This is a genomic window from Mesorhizobium sp. WSM4809, from assembly GCF_055811655.1.
This window is the reverse complement of the sequence record NZ_JBVVQW010000020.1, coordinates 31078-44396: the sequence shown is the minus strand read 5'-3', so window position 1 is coordinate 44396 and position 13319 is coordinate 31078. Positions and strand designations below refer to the sequence as shown.

Below are 13319 nucleotides of genomic sequence, written 5' to 3'. Positions count from 1 at the left end.
ATCAGGCGGCCTCGTCGACCAGCAAGGCCGCCGTCGGCAACCGCCCCATGACGGAAACCGCCTGCGCGGTCGTCGTGACGTCGCGCATCGGGGTGGCGTTCAGCGTGGCGACGAGTACGATCTCGTCGGCCATGGCAACCAGCGGCGAGGCATTGAGATTGTCGGCCAGCGCGCCGCCGTCGATGACGACGAGTTCGAAGCTCCGGCTGGCCCGGGCCAGCATCTGCTGCGCAAAATAGATGCCATGCGCTTCCTGGAAAACCGCCTTTGAGCGGCCCCTGCCCAGCACGGCAACGTTGCTGCCGGCGGCGTAATGGCTGACGGCCTCAAAGGCGTACTCGCCGCGCAGCACATCGAGGATCCCCGGCTGCGGATCCTTTTGGTCGCCGCCGCCGGCATTGGCATCGATGAACAGCACCCGGCTGCCCCCGGACGCCGCGGCATTGGCCAGCAGCCGCGCCACCCGGCTGCGCTGCGCGCCCTCGCCCGGCGACGATGTCACCAGGATGGAAGGCACCAGCGGCCAGTCCGCCGGACGCTGGCCCGAACTGAACATGCGCCTCAGCGCAAGGCCGACAACGGCGTCGGTCTTCTGGCTGGAGGCGGCGGCCGAACTTGCGCCGAAAGGCCACCAGCGCCACCCAGTGCCTGAATTTGCCGGCACCACGCCCAGCACCGGCGCGTCGATGGCCGACTGCATCTGCGCGCTGGAAAGCACCGTCGGCGAGGAATATTCGGCGATCAGCGCCAGACCGGTGCCGAGCCCGAGGCCGCCGAATATCGCGCCCAGCAACAGCAGCGGCAAAGGCGGCCAGCTTTTCTTCAACGCGGGCATGGCATTGGAGATGATGCGCGCATTGGTGCTGTCGACATTGATCTGCTCGCGCGTCTCCTGGGCGCGCTGGAGATAGTTCGAGTACACGGAGCGTAGCGCCTCGAGATCGCGCTGCAATTCGCGCAGCCGCACCGAGGCCTGGTCGGTGTCGAGCGACTTGCTCTTCATGCCGGCGACCTTGGCTTCCAGCGCCTGCTGGTTGGCCAGCGCCCGCTCGTAGTCCGTCTCGGTGGCGGTGGCGATGCGGCCGAGCTCGCGCGCGATCAGCTGGCGCGTGTCGCGCAGCTGCTGCTGGGCTGCGATCAGCGAAGGATGACGCGGCCCCAGCTCCGTGCCGAGCTGCGAGACCTGGTCGACCAGCGTCGCCTCCTGTGCCCGCAGGCTCGAGATCACCGCCGAGCGCATCGCTTCCGAGGTTGCGTCCGCCGTGCCGCTCTGCCGGCGCATCTGGTCGACCTGCGCCTTCAGCGCCGCGGTGCGGCTCTGCGCCGCCGCAAGCTGCGTGTTGATCTCGGTCAGTTCCTGGTCGCTGACCAGGTTCCCTGCCGCCATCACCATGTTGTTGGCGGACTTATAGGCCTCGACGGCATTCTCGGCCTGCTGGACGCGTTTGCGCTGCTCGTCCAGCCGGGCGGTGATCGACTCGGAGGCGTCCCTGGCCATTTTCGCGCGCGCGCTCGCCTGATCGACCAGGTAGGCCTGCGCGATGGCGTTGGCCAGGAGGGCGGCCTTGTCGGCGCTCTTGGCGGTGACGATGACGTCGAGGACCAGGACCTTGTCGGCCCGCTTCACCGCCAGGCGCCGGCGCAGCGCGTCGAGTGTCTGCACCGACCTGTCGCCTTCGGCCGATGCCGAACCGAGCACGCGCGACAGCAAGCCCTGCCCGTTGAATTCCGGATCCTGCGTCAGGTTTGTCGCCGCGATCGCCCGCATCAGCACGCCTGTCGACTGGACCACGCTGACCTGGCTCTCGACCTGCGTGATGCCGCCATCGGGTGAGATACGGCTGGGATTGACGTCGTTGGTGACCACCTGCAGGTCCTGCGGATCGATGAGGATTTCCGCCGCCGAGCTGTAGAGCGCGGGTGTGAAAAGACCGTAGAGAAGGGCGACCAGCGTCAGCAGCGCGACAGTGCCGAAGATCCAGAACCGGCGGCGCACCAGGATGCGCTTCAGGTCGCCCAGTTCGACAGTCGAAGCTGCGTATGATCCCGCGCGTGCCGCATCCGGAGAGTGTTGCTGAGGAACCATGGGCAGGGATGATTGCATGGCTGCCTCCGACAATACTCCATATGCCGGCAAGGTCAGTTGCGGCGCTAACCTAGCTATTCCTCCAACTGTTAAAACATTGTTAATTATGTTGAGAGGTGACGTGAATTTTGGCACGCGGTTTGCTTAAAAATATACATATCGGGGTGTTGACTACGCGGCGAGCGGAGACGGATGCAGATGGGGTTACAATTTGACCGGACCGGCCTGGCCGGCAAGGCCGGGCACCGCGTTTTCGGGCCTCCACCATGCAGATAAGTCTACGCCTGGACGGAGACTGCGTCCGCGCCTTTCATCTCACGCTGCTGGAGCGCCTTGCCGCGCTCGGCGACGAACTGTCCGTCGATGTCAGGCCGGCGGGCGGCGGCATTCCGCGCAGCGCCGCAGCCCTGTTTCAACTCGAAACGGCGATCCACGGACTGCCCCATGATGGACTGGCCCATGATGGACTGGCCAAGCGTGTGCCGCTTTCGGCGCTCGCGCCCTATCGGCAGTCCCCCGCTTCGCCCGACCTGGTCATCGACCTCTGCGGCGATGTCAGGCTGGAAAGCACACGCGTCTGGCACGTCACCTATGACGGCGCCAGCGGCGAAGCGGCCTTGCTGGCCTCGATCCTCGCCGGCCGCACGCCACTTGCCCGCATCGAGGAGAACGGCGTTGCGATCGCGGCCGGGCGTCTGGGCACAGAATATGGCGGCATCGCGCTGGCGTCCTTCCAGGATATGCTGCCGCGCACAGCAAGCCTGATCGTCGCTGCCATGTCAGGCGCGGCAAAGTCGGTGCCCGATCTGCCAGAGCCGGCGCAGGCAGGCAGCCCGCCGCCAATGCCCTCGGCCGGCAAGCTTGGGGTCAGAGCCGGCAAGGCGCTGGCGCGGCGGATCGTCCAGAAGATCTATCACCTTTGCTACAACGCGCCGCATTGGAAGGTCGGCTGGCGGCAAACCGGGGGCTCCGATCTGTTCGACCTGCGTGCCCATCCGGCGTCGGGTTGGCAAGAGCTGCCGGACGATGGCAGCCGCTTCTACGCCGATCCGTTCCCCATCCTCTACCAGGGCCAGCTGACCCTGTTCGTCGAGGACTATATCCACCGGCTCGGCAAAGCCATCATCTCCGCCGTGACCTTCGGCCCGGCAGGCCCGCTCGGACGGCCTGAACCGGTGCTGGATCTGCCCTACCATCTCTCCTACCCCTTTGTCTTCGAGCGCGACGGCGAGGTCTGGATGGTGCCGGAAAGCTGCGCCAACGGCACCGTCGATCTCTACCGCGCTACCGCCTTCCCCGGTGGATGGGTCAAGGAAGCGACGCTTCTGTCCGGTGTCGTGGCCAGCGACGCCACGCTTGTCGAGCATGGCGGCGCCTGGTGGCTGTTCGCCACCGTCCGCGACGGCGGCGGCGCCTTCTCCGACGCCCTGCATCTATGGTCGGCGCCGGATTTTCGCGGCCCCTGGACGCCGCATCCCAAAAATCCCGTGCTGATCGACATCGCCTCCGCGCGGCCGGCCGGCCGCATCGTCAGGCGCGGCAACGACCTGCTGCGCCCGGTGCAGGACTGCCGCAGGAGCTATGGCGCGGCGCTTGGCATCGCACGCATTTCTCACCTTGATTTGATCGGCATGGAGCAGGTCGTTGAAACCATCTTAAATCCAGGTGCGCTATGGAGCGGGCGTAAACTTCACACGCTCAACGAGGCTGGCGGCTTTGAGTTCATCGATGGCTCGGCGATCGCACCGCGCTGGAAGCAGCGGACCCGCGATTAACCTAAACATTGGTTACTACCAGGCACGCGCTCCGGTTGCTTGCGGTTGATTTAGGTCCGGAAGATATTTTCTACCGGAGATTGTGAAACGTGCAGTTGCCACCAGAAAGGCAGCAAAATGAGTATCTCAGAGGCTGGCCCGGCCCAAGTCGATGTGGCGATCGTCGGCGCCGGAATGGCCGGCACCACCTTGGCAATGCTGTTGGGACAAGCCGGGCGCAAGGTGGCGCTGATTGATCCGCACCGCGTCCACCACGAGGAATTCCGGGCCGAGAAGATCGGCATGGATCAGATGCTTCTGTTCGAAAAGCTCGGCCTCGATGCGACACTCAAGAGCCTCGTCACCTCGACGACCGACACGCATATCTTCCGCCTCGGCCAGTTCTTCGCGCATGAGAAGAAGGCTGAATTCACATTCTCCTATGGCGCGTTGATCAATGGCCTGCGCGACGCCTTGCCTGCGCAAGTACCGCTGACGGTCGGCAAGGTGACCGAGGTCTCGACTGGACCGGACCGGCAGCGGCTTGTGCTGGCCGACGGCGCCGTCATCGATGCCCGCCTGCTGGTGGTGGCAACCGGCCACGGCGAGGCGGTGCGGCGCGCCGTCGGCGTCGAGCGTATCGAGCAATCGAAGGCGCATTCACTGTCGATGGGATTCGACCTCGCCATCTCCCCGCGTGATTTCGGTCATCAGGCCGTCACCTGCTACAGCAGGCGGGCTGCCGACCGTATCGCCTACATCAGCATCTTTCCCCTCGGCGACAAGATGCGGGCGAACATGTTCGGCTATCGGCAAGTGGCCGAGCCGTGGACGCGGGCGTTTCGCCAGGAACCGCAAAAGATGCTCTGCGAGCTGATGCCCGAAATAGCGGCGCGATGCGGCAACTTCGAAGTCGCAGGCCCTGTCGAGGTCAGGCAGATCAGCCTGAGCACCACGCAAGGCCATCGCCGCGACGGGGTCATCTTCATCGGCGATGCTTTCTGTACCACGTGTCCAACACCGGGCGTCGGCATCGGCCGGGTGATGACCGACGTCGATCAGCTCCATTCGGTTCACATTCCGCGATGGCTCGAAACACCAGGCATGGCGGCTGACAAGATCAACGCCTTCTATGACGACCCGGTCAAGGTGGCTGCCGATGAGGATGGCATGCGGGTGAGCTACTATGCCAAGTCGATCACCGCCGGCACCGGACTGGAATGGCGCGCAAGGCGCCTGCGCAACAACACCGCGCGCCGGCTGATGATCATCGGCCGCAAGGTCCGGCATCTGGGAAAACGGCAGGCGCCCATGGCCAATATTCAATAGGGCGCGACCAGTCGCGCCCTATCGATTGCCAATATTGATTGCCTTATAAGGCGAATGCGTCAGACGCCAACCGCTCAGGTTGCCGTCGACGGAGGTGCCGATGGGGTAGTCTGGGCCGTGACGCCCGAAAGCCTGTCGCGCTTCTGCAAGGTTGGTTTCTCGTATTTCTTCACTGTAAAGTGCCCTCCAAATTGGTACGGCGCCAGCAGAACCAATTCCCTGCCCCGTGTCAATTGCGTCATTACTGGTTCTTACGTCGTCTCCTCGCCATCGTAGTCAAACGATTCTTCACTGTTGCATTGCCGGCACATATCGGCTCCAACAGGACACCTCATCCCAGCGCCAATCCCGCTCTACTCGCCTCCCCGCGCGATGTTGTAAATCGTTTCATCCAAGGTATTTTGGCCATCGGGAACAGAGGGAATAGCCATGTCCAACAGCGCCTTGCCGCTGGTTATCAGTGCGCCGGAACCACGCACGCTCGAGCTGATCTTCACAGCCCGGCAGCTGGCGCGGCTCAAGGCGCACTATCGCGTTGTCGAGACGACCGCTGACGGCGTCGCGAAACTGCCGGCCGACGTGCTGGCCGAGGCGCGCTACATCATCGGCCAGCCGCCCATATCGCCCGAAACGCTCGACCGGATGGAGGCGCTGCGCTGCGTCTTCAATGTCGAGACCAACCTCATCAACAACATGCCCTACGAGACCTTGTTCGCGCGCGGTATCCATGTCGTCACCACCGGCCTGGTGTTCGCCGAGCCGGTCGCAGAGCTTGGCCTTGCCATGGCGCTCAACCTCGCCCGCGACATCGTCGATGCCGACCTCGCCTTCCGCCAGGGACAGGAACTGTGGGGCGGCGACGGCAACCAGACGGCGCGGCTCCTGTCCGGCGCGGATGTCGGGATCATCGGTTTCGGCGATCTCGGCCGGGCGCTCAACCGGCTGCTGTCGGGCTTCCGCACCCGCACCAAAGTCTTCGATCCCTGGCTGCCGCCATCGATCCTCATCGACAATGGCGTCGAGCCGGCCTCTCTCGACGAGGTGCTGTCGACCAGCGACTTCATCTTCGTCGTTGCCTCGGTGACCAGCGAGAACCAGGGTTTTCTCGGTGCCGAGGCCTTTGCCGGCATGCGCAAGGGCGCCGCCTTCATCCTGCTCAGCCGCGCCGGCGTGGTGGACTTCCCGGCGCTGATGGCGGCGGTGAAGAGCGGCCACATCGTCGCCGCCAGCGACGTTTTCCCCGAAGAACCGCTGGCGCGGGACCATCCGGTGCGCACCCTGCCCGGCTTTCTGCGCTCGGCTCACCGCGCCGGCGCGCTCGACATCGCCTTCAAGCGCATGGGCGATATGGTGCTTGAGGACATGGACCTGATCGACCGCGGCCTGCCGCCGCTGCGCTCCAAGCGCGCCGAGCGCGAGACGGTTTCGCGCATGCGTTCCAAGCCGGCCGACAGGAATTGAGGCGTGGGTTTTCGTCCCGGTTGGCCGGCCGTCGACAAGGTCGGCTTGACAAGGGCGCGGCCGGCGATGACGCTGCCGCAATCGAACTTTGCGGAGGGAGGCCATGAACATGAAGAAGACCTATGAAAAGCCGATTCTGCTCAAAAGGCAGAAACTCTCCGCCGTGACGGCGCAGCAAGCCAATTCAGGCGTAATAGGCCCGACAGGCCCGGCAGGCTGACACCTCGCGGCATCCAATGAAGGTTAGCATCGGACGCACCCGGGGCGGGCGGTACGGCAGCCGCTCCAGGCGCAGCTTCAGTGTCCACGGCTGCTCTTCGCCCTGCGGGCGACCGCTTCCATAAAAGAGCGGGCGGCAGCGTCACAAGCCGTTCTGGACGGTCCGTTCGCGGACAGCACGACCTCCGCGGCCTTCCGCGACATGCCGTATTTCCGGGCGAAGACCGCAGCGTCGTAAGGTTCGTTTTCGGCTACCGGTGCTGCGGACGTGATCCTGGCTTTGGTCATTGGCGCGTCCGCCGGAAACTCTCAAGCAACTCGCCTTCATTGCGGCAGCCATTCTGGAACAGCGAAAACACCGTGGCCGCCAGAAGCTGCACGTCCGACTCTCCCGACATGCGATCGAGTTTGCGCTCCAGGCAGACCCGATCGAAGACGCGCTGGCACAGTTGCAGATCGGAAGGATGGAAACCAGGATTGCGCTTATGAAGGCTCGACATAAGAAGCCCCTTTCGGAGCAGCGACCACTTCCTTGACGCTGTGGGTCAAAAAATGAAATCGGGCTGAGCAAGAGTCAACATCGGCCTTCATCACAGTAAGTATCGTACAATTCTCCCGCCGGTCCGCCCCTTTTTCGAACGGTTCTCGGGCCCGGCGCGGCATGGCGCCCTTGTCGTTAGCCGGCGGATTTCATCGACCCTCACCGTGATCCGGCGCTCTCATGAAATATGTCGGTTTTGTACCAAGTGGCGCTTGGTACGTTTCCGACACTAACATTCAGGCCGATCTTTTCATATGCGAACGGGCGTTGGGGGGCGCCGTGCTTCGAATTTCATATCGCATTGATATCTTTCTTCGTTCAGAGCCCCTATACATAGGCGATCGTCCGTACGTTTTTACGGGCACGGACGGCTGGGAGATTGGATGGCTCTTGCCCTGCATTGGGCCACGCCATGTCTGATCTCGTCAAAAACCATCAATACCGAAATCAGCTGCTGCGGCGCATGCCTGCGGATGATCTGGCGTTGCTCGAGCCGGACATGCAGCGCTGCGACTTGCCGCTGCGCATGATGCTAGTGACCCCGAATATTCCGATCGAGGCCGTCTACTTCATCGAACAGGGCATCGGTTCGGTGGTCGCCAGCACGGCAAGCGGCCAAGAGGCCGAAGTGGGCTTCATCGGCTTCGAAGGCATGACCGGATACGCCCTGGTGATGGGCGACGACCGTGCGCCGCATGCCTGTTATGTCCAACTCGAAGGCGAAGCGATCCGCATCGAAGCTGGCGCTTTCAAGGCAGCATTGGAGGCAAGTGCAACCTTGCGCATGTTCCTGCTGCGTTTCGTCAACGCGCTACAGACCCAGGCCGGCTGCACCGCGCTCGTCAACGCGCGGTTGAAGCTCGAGGAACGGCTGGCGCGATGGCTGCTCATGTGCGACGACCGCGTGCCGGGCGAGCATCTCGCCATCACCCACGAATTCCTGGCCATCATGCTTGGTGTCAGGCGGCCAGGCGTCACCGTCGCCCTCCAACTGCTCGAAGGCCGCGCGTTGATCCGCTCGCGTCGGGGCGAGATCGTCATTCGCGACCGCGCCGGGCTGCTGGAACTCGCCAATGGCAGTTACGGCGAAGCCGAGGCCGAATATGCAAGGCTGATCGGCGAGATCGGCGCGGCCTGATCAGGAGCGGTTGCCGCCAGCATCCGGCTTGCCCGACGTCGCTTTGCCGGGCGGTGCCGCACCGCCTTCAATTGCGCCCCGGCCAATCGGCCCATCCCCGTCGATCGGTCCATCCTTGGCTATCGGCAACCCGGCATGCTCCAGACTTGCAAGCTTGCACTTCGTCTGTTCGGCCGCCGCTCCGACAAGGCAGTCGATGGTGAACATGGCACCGGCGTGATCGCTGGCCGCGACCGCCTGGCGGATCTTCGTCAATTGGGCTTGCGTATAGTCCAGAAGCTCGACCAGGCCGGTATGATCCAAACCGCCCTCCATTGCAGGATGTCGAGAGGCCGATCTGAGGCGCTCTTGCCATCGAAATACGCCCATTTACACGGCTTGCATAGCCGGACTGTCAGAATCGTACAGTCTACGCGCCACCGGGTCGTTGCCTATTGGCCAAAGGTCCATCTTCGCGCCGCCGCCACGGCATGCAAGTGTATATAAGCCATCGCTTGAATACTGGTCCGTACGTCTGTCGGGGAGATGTCGTGCCAATTCGCGAGAATCTCGCCGCCAATCTCAGGCGGCTGGTCCAACGCCACGCTTCCGTCAGCGCGGTGTGCCGTGAGCTTGGCATCAATCGCACCCAGTTCGAGCGCTATCTGCAAGGCAAGGCGGTTCCCAACAAAGCCACCGCAAGGCTGATCTGCGACTATTTCAAGATCGATGAGAATGAGCTGTATCGCGAGCCGGCCGCCGCGGCAGCCAAGAGCGACGGCAACGCAACGCTGCGCCAGGCCCTGTACGAAAACATGGTGCGGCCGCCGTCGCCCGCCATCGCCGGAGGCACATATTTTACCTATTTTTCGATGCCCGGCCGACCCGACTTTTTGATGCGCTCGGTCACCTTCGTGCGGCGCGAGGCCGATCTCGTCACCTTCAAGCGGGTGACGCGCTGGGCTTCGGGCGATGGCCGGGGTGGCTCGAGAATACCCGGCAACCATTACGGCGTGGCGATCTCGCGCCTGAACTGGATTTATTTCACCGGCATCAACCGCCGCCAGACCACCGAGCCCTCGATCATGACCGTGCAGTGGGCTCCCATCTCCGAACCGGTTCTGGTGGGCAGGGCGATCGTCCTCACCGGATCAGGGCCGGCCTTTGTATCCGTCATCATGCGGCAGGACGTCGCCAGGATCAGCATGAGGCGAGCGCTGCAGATGGCCCATATCGTCAGTCTCGACGACCCCAGCGTCGATCGCCTGGTGGTCAGTCTCGCACGAGAGACCCGATAAACTAGCTTCTTACGGGAAAAATCGGGGAAAGTTTCAAGTTTTTCGACTATATTTTTCTTCGTCTCGGGATTTTTGCGCAAAAAACCCCGGAACTTTCACCCAAACCTGTCGTTTTCCAACTGATCGTTGCTTCGACGATCCCAAGCAACAGGAGGAGTACGCCATGAACATCAAGATGATCTGTTTCGGCGCGATGACGCTCTCGATGGTTGCCGGTACGGCGCTTGCCGCGAGCGACACCGGCACGTCGGCTCTCGACGATCCGGCCAAGATGCAGCCCTTCTACACCGACTCCAGCAGGAAGACGATGGTCAGCGACGACGATTTCGTGAAGGCCTGGAAGGCCCTTACGCCGGACGACCAGACCGCGATGATGAAGGCCTGCGAGGATGAGGCGAAGGACGCTACTGCGGCCAACAGCCATCCGGAATTCTGCAGCAGCGTGAAAGCGAACGGCGGCAGCAAGTAGCAATCCAGCGGCCCGATGAGAAACAGCCCCTTCGCGGGGCTGTTTTGCGTCTGCCGCGGGGCGCGCGGACAAGCCCGCCACGCAACGATCAAGCCCGGCCGGCGCGCCGGCCCATTTCCCTTCCTGCTATGTTGCACCGCGATAAAATTGCTCTATGTTGCACTGCGATAAATTTGTTGCATTGCGATATCAGCCTGCCCGGCCGACGTTGCGCAGGGGCTGGGCCTTGCACGAAGGAGCCGTCGTGGCAGCATCGTTCCGGCCGGACATACAAGGATTGCGCGCGCTCGCCGTCGGCGGTGTCGTCGCCTACCATTTCGGCCTCACCGCGCTCCCCGGCGGCTTTGCCGGCGTCGACATCTTCTTCGTCATCTCGGGCTGGCTGATAACAACCCATCTCATGCAGGAAATCGGCGAGACCGGCCGGCTCGACCTTTGGCGCTTCTATGCCAGGCGCGCACGGCGGCTTCTGCCGGCAGCTTTGTTAGTCATCCTGGTTACGCTGGCCGCCGGCTACTTCATCCTGGCGCCGCAGGAGCAGGCGCTCTATTCGCGCGGCGCCATGTTCGCCTCCGCCTATGCCATCAATCTGTGGCTGCTGCGCTGGTCGTTCGACTATTTCGCCGCCGACGCCACCAGCAATCCCTTCATCCACTTCTGGTCGTTGTCGGTGGAGGAGCAGTTCTATCTGGTCTGGCCGGCGCTGCTTCTGCTGGCCGCCTGGCTGCGGCCGGGCCGGCGAACGGCCGCAGCCGTGGTCGGCGTTACCGGCCTTGCCTCCTTCGCCGCCTGCCAGTGGCTGACCAGCGCGGCGCCGGCCTGGGCCTTCTATTTTTCACCGCTGCGCGCCTGGGAGTTCGCCGCCGGCGGCCTGGCGACGCTGGTCCCCATGGCTTTGCTGCAGCACCGCATCTGGCTGCGGGCAGCACTTGGCTGGCTCGGCCTGGCGCTGATCGCGACCGCCTATCTCCTGTTGAGCGAGGACCTGCCCTTCCCCGGCTGGTACGCGTTGCTGCCGGTGGCGGGCACCGTGCTGGTGCTGCTGAGCGGGGTCGGCGGGCCGCAGACCAATAGGCGGACCGGCTGGCAAGCCCTTGGCCCGGCCGCCGCTTTGTCCCTGCCGCCCTTGCAATGGATCGGCACGCTCTCCTATTCGCTCTATCTCTGGCATTGGCCGGTCATCGTCTATGCCGGGATGCTGGCGCCGGAGCTTTCCGTGCCGCAGCGGCTTGGCTGTGGCGTGCTGGCGCTCGCCCTGTCGGTGCTCACCTATCATTTGATCGAAGACCCGGCGCGGCGCGGCGCCTGGATGGCGGTGGGCGCCCGCGCCTTTCCCAAGGCCATTCCAGGCGCAAAACCGCTTCGCGCTTTTCCCGGCCTTGTGCTGGTTCCCGCGCTGATGCTGACCGGCACCGGCGTGGCGGTCGCCTATGCCAACGCGCATCTGGCCACGCGCAATATCGGCCCCGAGCAGCGCGGCATCGAGCAGGCGGTCGAAAGACCTTCCATCGCGCGGGCCGTCGACAAGAACTGCCTGGCCGACTTCCAAACGGTGACGCCGAAACCCTGCATGTTCGGCCCGGCCGATGCCAGCCGCACCATCGTGCTGTTCGGCGATTCGCACGCCGACCAGTGGTCGACGCCGCTGATCGAAGCAGCCAAACGCAACGACACAAAGATCATCACCTATCTCAAATCATCGTGCCGCGCCTCGCGGCTCTCCACCTTCAACACGGTGCTGAAGCGCGACTACACCGAATGCGACGCCTGGCGCGAGCAGGCCATATCAGAGATCATCCGCCACAAGCCGCGCCTGGTGGTGATCTCCGAATTTTCCATCGGCAATCTGATCCGCGACCTGCCACCCGCCGAACGCACCGCTGAAGTAGCGCGCTGGCAGGCCGGCCTGCGCTCGACCTTGCAGGCCTTCAGCCGGGCCGGTGTCGAGACGGCTGTTATCCGCGACACGCCGATCAACGCCAGCTTCGCCGGCTCCTGCGTGGCGCGCACCCTGTGGTGGCGCGAGGCACCCTCGCCGCACTGCGACACGCCAAGAGCCGAAGCCGCCAACGATAGCACCGCCGCCGCCGAGCGCGCCGTGGTGACCAGCGTGCCCGACACCCGCTACATCGACCTCACCAACCAATTCTGCGGCCCGACCACCTGCCACGTCGTCATATCAGGCAAGCTGGCGTTTCGTGACAGGCACCATCTGGCGACGGGCTTTGCAGAGACGCTGGCGGGGCCGCTGGAGCGGGCGCTGTTTTAGGCGCCTGGGTATCTGCGCCCGGTCCGCATTGTTCATCACATATTGCGAATCTGTGGAACGGGCTTGATCACCGATCCGGCAGGCATCGCCGGTCGGATCCATTTCACCCCTCACCGCCTCATCATCATCCCGTAATGCACTGCCAACAAATCCAGCCCCACCTTCAGCAGCTTCGTCACCACGTTCCGGCCTTCGCCGGTCTGCTCGGACAGGCGCTTGAGGGAACCGTCCGCGCAGCAGACTTGTCGCACCACGGCGGCCACCTCCCAATGGCCTAGCGCTCTTGTGGCGGCGGCATAGGCCCTGCCGGCGTCGAGCACACTGTCGGCGATGCCGCCGCCATCGCGGCCGCCGTCGACGCGCTCGGTCCAGCGCATCGGCTTGACATCAGCCTGCTGGCTGCAGCGGAAATCCTCGCGGTAGCGCAGACCTGCCTCGCGCTGCTGGCGCGACAGCGAGGTGATGCCGATAAGCGCATCGATGGCGCGCACCCGCACGATGCCGCCGGTGGCGGCGTAGCCGTCATTCGACACCTCGTAGACACGAGCAGCCTCCAGCGTGCCCGCCGCCAGCCGCTTGCGGCCGAAGGCGTCATCCCTGAGCGCGAAATCATGGCCGATCTCGCGGCGTATGCGCACCTGCTCGGCCTCGCCCTTCGGCAATTTCGGCGCCTGCGGTTTGACGGGTCTGGTCCTTTTGCTCATGGGAGGCTCCTGGTTGGCTCGGGATGATGGAGAACGGCAAAGCGCGGCGATCCTTCGCGCAGTTGGGCATCT

At 64.0% G+C, this 13319-nt stretch carries 12 protein-coding genes; 8 read left to right on the top strand and 4 right to left on the bottom strand.

Annotated elements, in window-relative coordinates; translation table 11 throughout:
- Nucleotide 1: 1 nt before the first annotated feature.
- The gene (locus AC0L24_RS29865) at nucleotides 2-2104 is read right to left on the bottom strand and encodes a GumC family protein (RefSeq protein ID WP_127809759.1); all 2103 of its coding nucleotides are present in this window, start codon (nucleotides 2102-2104) and stop codon (nucleotides 2-4) included.
- Nucleotides 2105-2352: 248 nt separating this feature from the next.
- On the opposite strand from AC0L24_RS29865, the gene AC0L24_RS29860 reads away from it, so the two are divergent.
- From AC0L24_RS29860 to AC0L24_RS29845, 4 genes are all read left to right on the top strand, one after another.
- The gene (locus AC0L24_RS29860; protein WP_127809758.1) at nucleotides 2353-3861 is read left to right on the top strand and encodes a glucosamine inositolphosphorylceramide transferase family protein; all 1509 of its coding nucleotides are present in this window, start codon (nucleotides 2353-2355) and stop codon (nucleotides 3859-3861) included.
- A gap of 117 nt (nucleotides 3862-3978) precedes the next feature.
- Nucleotides 3979-5169, top strand: coding sequence for an FAD-dependent oxidoreductase (locus tag AC0L24_RS29855; protein WP_127396508.1), 1191 nt, complete (start codon nucleotides 3979-3981; stop codon nucleotides 5167-5169).
- Nucleotides 5170-5598: 429 nt separating this feature from the next.
- Nucleotides 5599-6630 carry a hydroxyacid dehydrogenase gene (locus AC0L24_RS29850; RefSeq protein ID WP_473564671.1) on the top strand — a complete coding sequence of 344 codons (1032 nt, stop codon included), beginning with the start codon at nucleotides 5599-5601 and terminating at the stop codon, nucleotides 6628-6630.
- Between the two features lie 103 nt (nucleotides 6631-6733).
- The gene (locus AC0L24_RS29845) at nucleotides 6734-6850 is read left to right on the top strand and encodes a putative RiPP precursor (protein WP_348629717.1); all 117 of its coding nucleotides are present in this window, start codon (nucleotides 6734-6736) and stop codon (nucleotides 6848-6850) included.
- Between the two features lie 283 nt (nucleotides 6851-7133).
- On the opposite strand, the gene AC0L24_RS29840 is transcribed toward AC0L24_RS29845, so the two are convergent.
- Nucleotides 7134-7349, bottom strand: a complete 216-nt coding sequence (locus AC0L24_RS29840) for a hypothetical protein (RefSeq protein ID WP_127321045.1) — start codon at nucleotides 7347-7349, stop codon at nucleotides 7134-7136.
- Nucleotides 7350-7802: 453 nt separating this feature from the next.
- Between AC0L24_RS29840 and AC0L24_RS29835 the strand changes: the two genes are divergently transcribed.
- Complete coding sequence (locus AC0L24_RS29835) at nucleotides 7803-8528, top strand: Crp/Fnr family transcriptional regulator (RefSeq protein ID WP_127809756.1); 726 nt, start codon at nucleotides 7803-7805, stop codon at nucleotides 8526-8528.
- On the opposite strand, the gene AC0L24_RS29830 is transcribed toward AC0L24_RS29835, so the two are convergent.
- A complete protein-coding gene (locus AC0L24_RS29830; RefSeq protein WP_127809755.1) occupies nucleotides 8529-8831 on the bottom strand; it encodes a hypothetical protein in 303 nt (100 codons plus the stop codon).
- Between the two features lie 227 nt (nucleotides 8832-9058).
- Between AC0L24_RS29830 and AC0L24_RS29825 the strand changes: the two genes are divergently transcribed.
- The 3 genes from AC0L24_RS29825 to AC0L24_RS29815 all read left to right on the top strand — a co-directional run bounded on the left by AC0L24_RS29825 (nucleotide 9059) and on the right by AC0L24_RS29815 (nucleotide 12543).
- Nucleotides 9059-9805 carry a helix-turn-helix domain-containing protein gene (locus AC0L24_RS29825; RefSeq protein WP_127809754.1) on the top strand — a complete coding sequence of 249 codons (747 nt, stop codon included), beginning with the start codon at nucleotides 9059-9061 and terminating at the stop codon, nucleotides 9803-9805.
- A gap of 163 nt (nucleotides 9806-9968) precedes the next feature.
- Complete coding sequence (locus AC0L24_RS29820) at nucleotides 9969-10274, top strand: hypothetical protein (protein WP_127270646.1); 306 nt, start codon at nucleotides 9969-9971, stop codon at nucleotides 10272-10274.
- A gap of 244 nt (nucleotides 10275-10518) precedes the next feature.
- Complete coding sequence (locus AC0L24_RS29815; protein WP_127809753.1) at nucleotides 10519-12543, top strand: acyltransferase family protein; 2025 nt, start codon at nucleotides 10519-10521, stop codon at nucleotides 12541-12543.
- Between the two features lie 110 nt (nucleotides 12544-12653).
- Here AC0L24_RS29815 and AC0L24_RS29810 read toward each other — a convergent pair whose 3' ends face one another.
- Nucleotides 12654-13247 (bottom strand): DUF6456 domain-containing protein, encoded by a 594-nt coding sequence (locus AC0L24_RS29810; protein WP_127268743.1) that lies wholly within the window; start codon nucleotides 13245-13247, stop codon nucleotides 12654-12656.
- Nucleotides 13248-13319 lie beyond the last annotated feature (72 nt).

What these genes read in the sequence shown, in the direction of transcription:
- AC0L24_RS29865 (WP_127809759.1), bottom strand. Translation starts at nt 2,104, where the DNA reads ATGCAATCATCCCTGCCCATGGTTCCTCAGCAACACTCTCCGGATGCG.
- AC0L24_RS29860 (WP_127809758.1), top strand. Translation starts at nt 2,353, where the DNA reads ATGCAGATAAGTCTACGCCTGGACGGAGACTGCGTCCGCGCCTTTCAT.
- AC0L24_RS29855 (WP_127396508.1), top strand. Translation starts at nt 3,979, where the DNA reads ATGAGTATCTCAGAGGCTGGCCCGGCCCAAGTCGATGTGGCGATCGTC.
- AC0L24_RS29850 (WP_473564671.1), top strand. Translation starts at nt 5,599, where the DNA reads ATGTCCAACAGCGCCTTGCCGCTGGTTATCAGTGCGCCGGAACCACGC.
- AC0L24_RS29845 (WP_348629717.1), top strand. Translation starts at nt 6,734, where the DNA reads ATGAACATGAAGAAGACCTATGAAAAGCCGATTCTGCTCAAAAGGCAG.
- AC0L24_RS29840 (WP_127321045.1), bottom strand. Translation starts at nt 7,349, where the DNA reads ATGTCGAGCCTTCATAAGCGCAATCCTGGTTTCCATCCTTCCGATCTG.
- AC0L24_RS29835 (WP_127809756.1), top strand. Translation starts at nt 7,803, where the DNA reads ATGTCTGATCTCGTCAAAAACCATCAATACCGAAATCAGCTGCTGCGG.
- AC0L24_RS29820 (WP_127270646.1), top strand. Translation starts at nt 9,969, where the DNA reads ATGAACATCAAGATGATCTGTTTCGGCGCGATGACGCTCTCGATGGTT.
- AC0L24_RS29810 (WP_127268743.1), bottom strand. Translation starts at nt 13,247, where the DNA reads ATGAGCAAAAGGACCAGACCCGTCAAACCGCAGGCGCCGAAATTGCCG.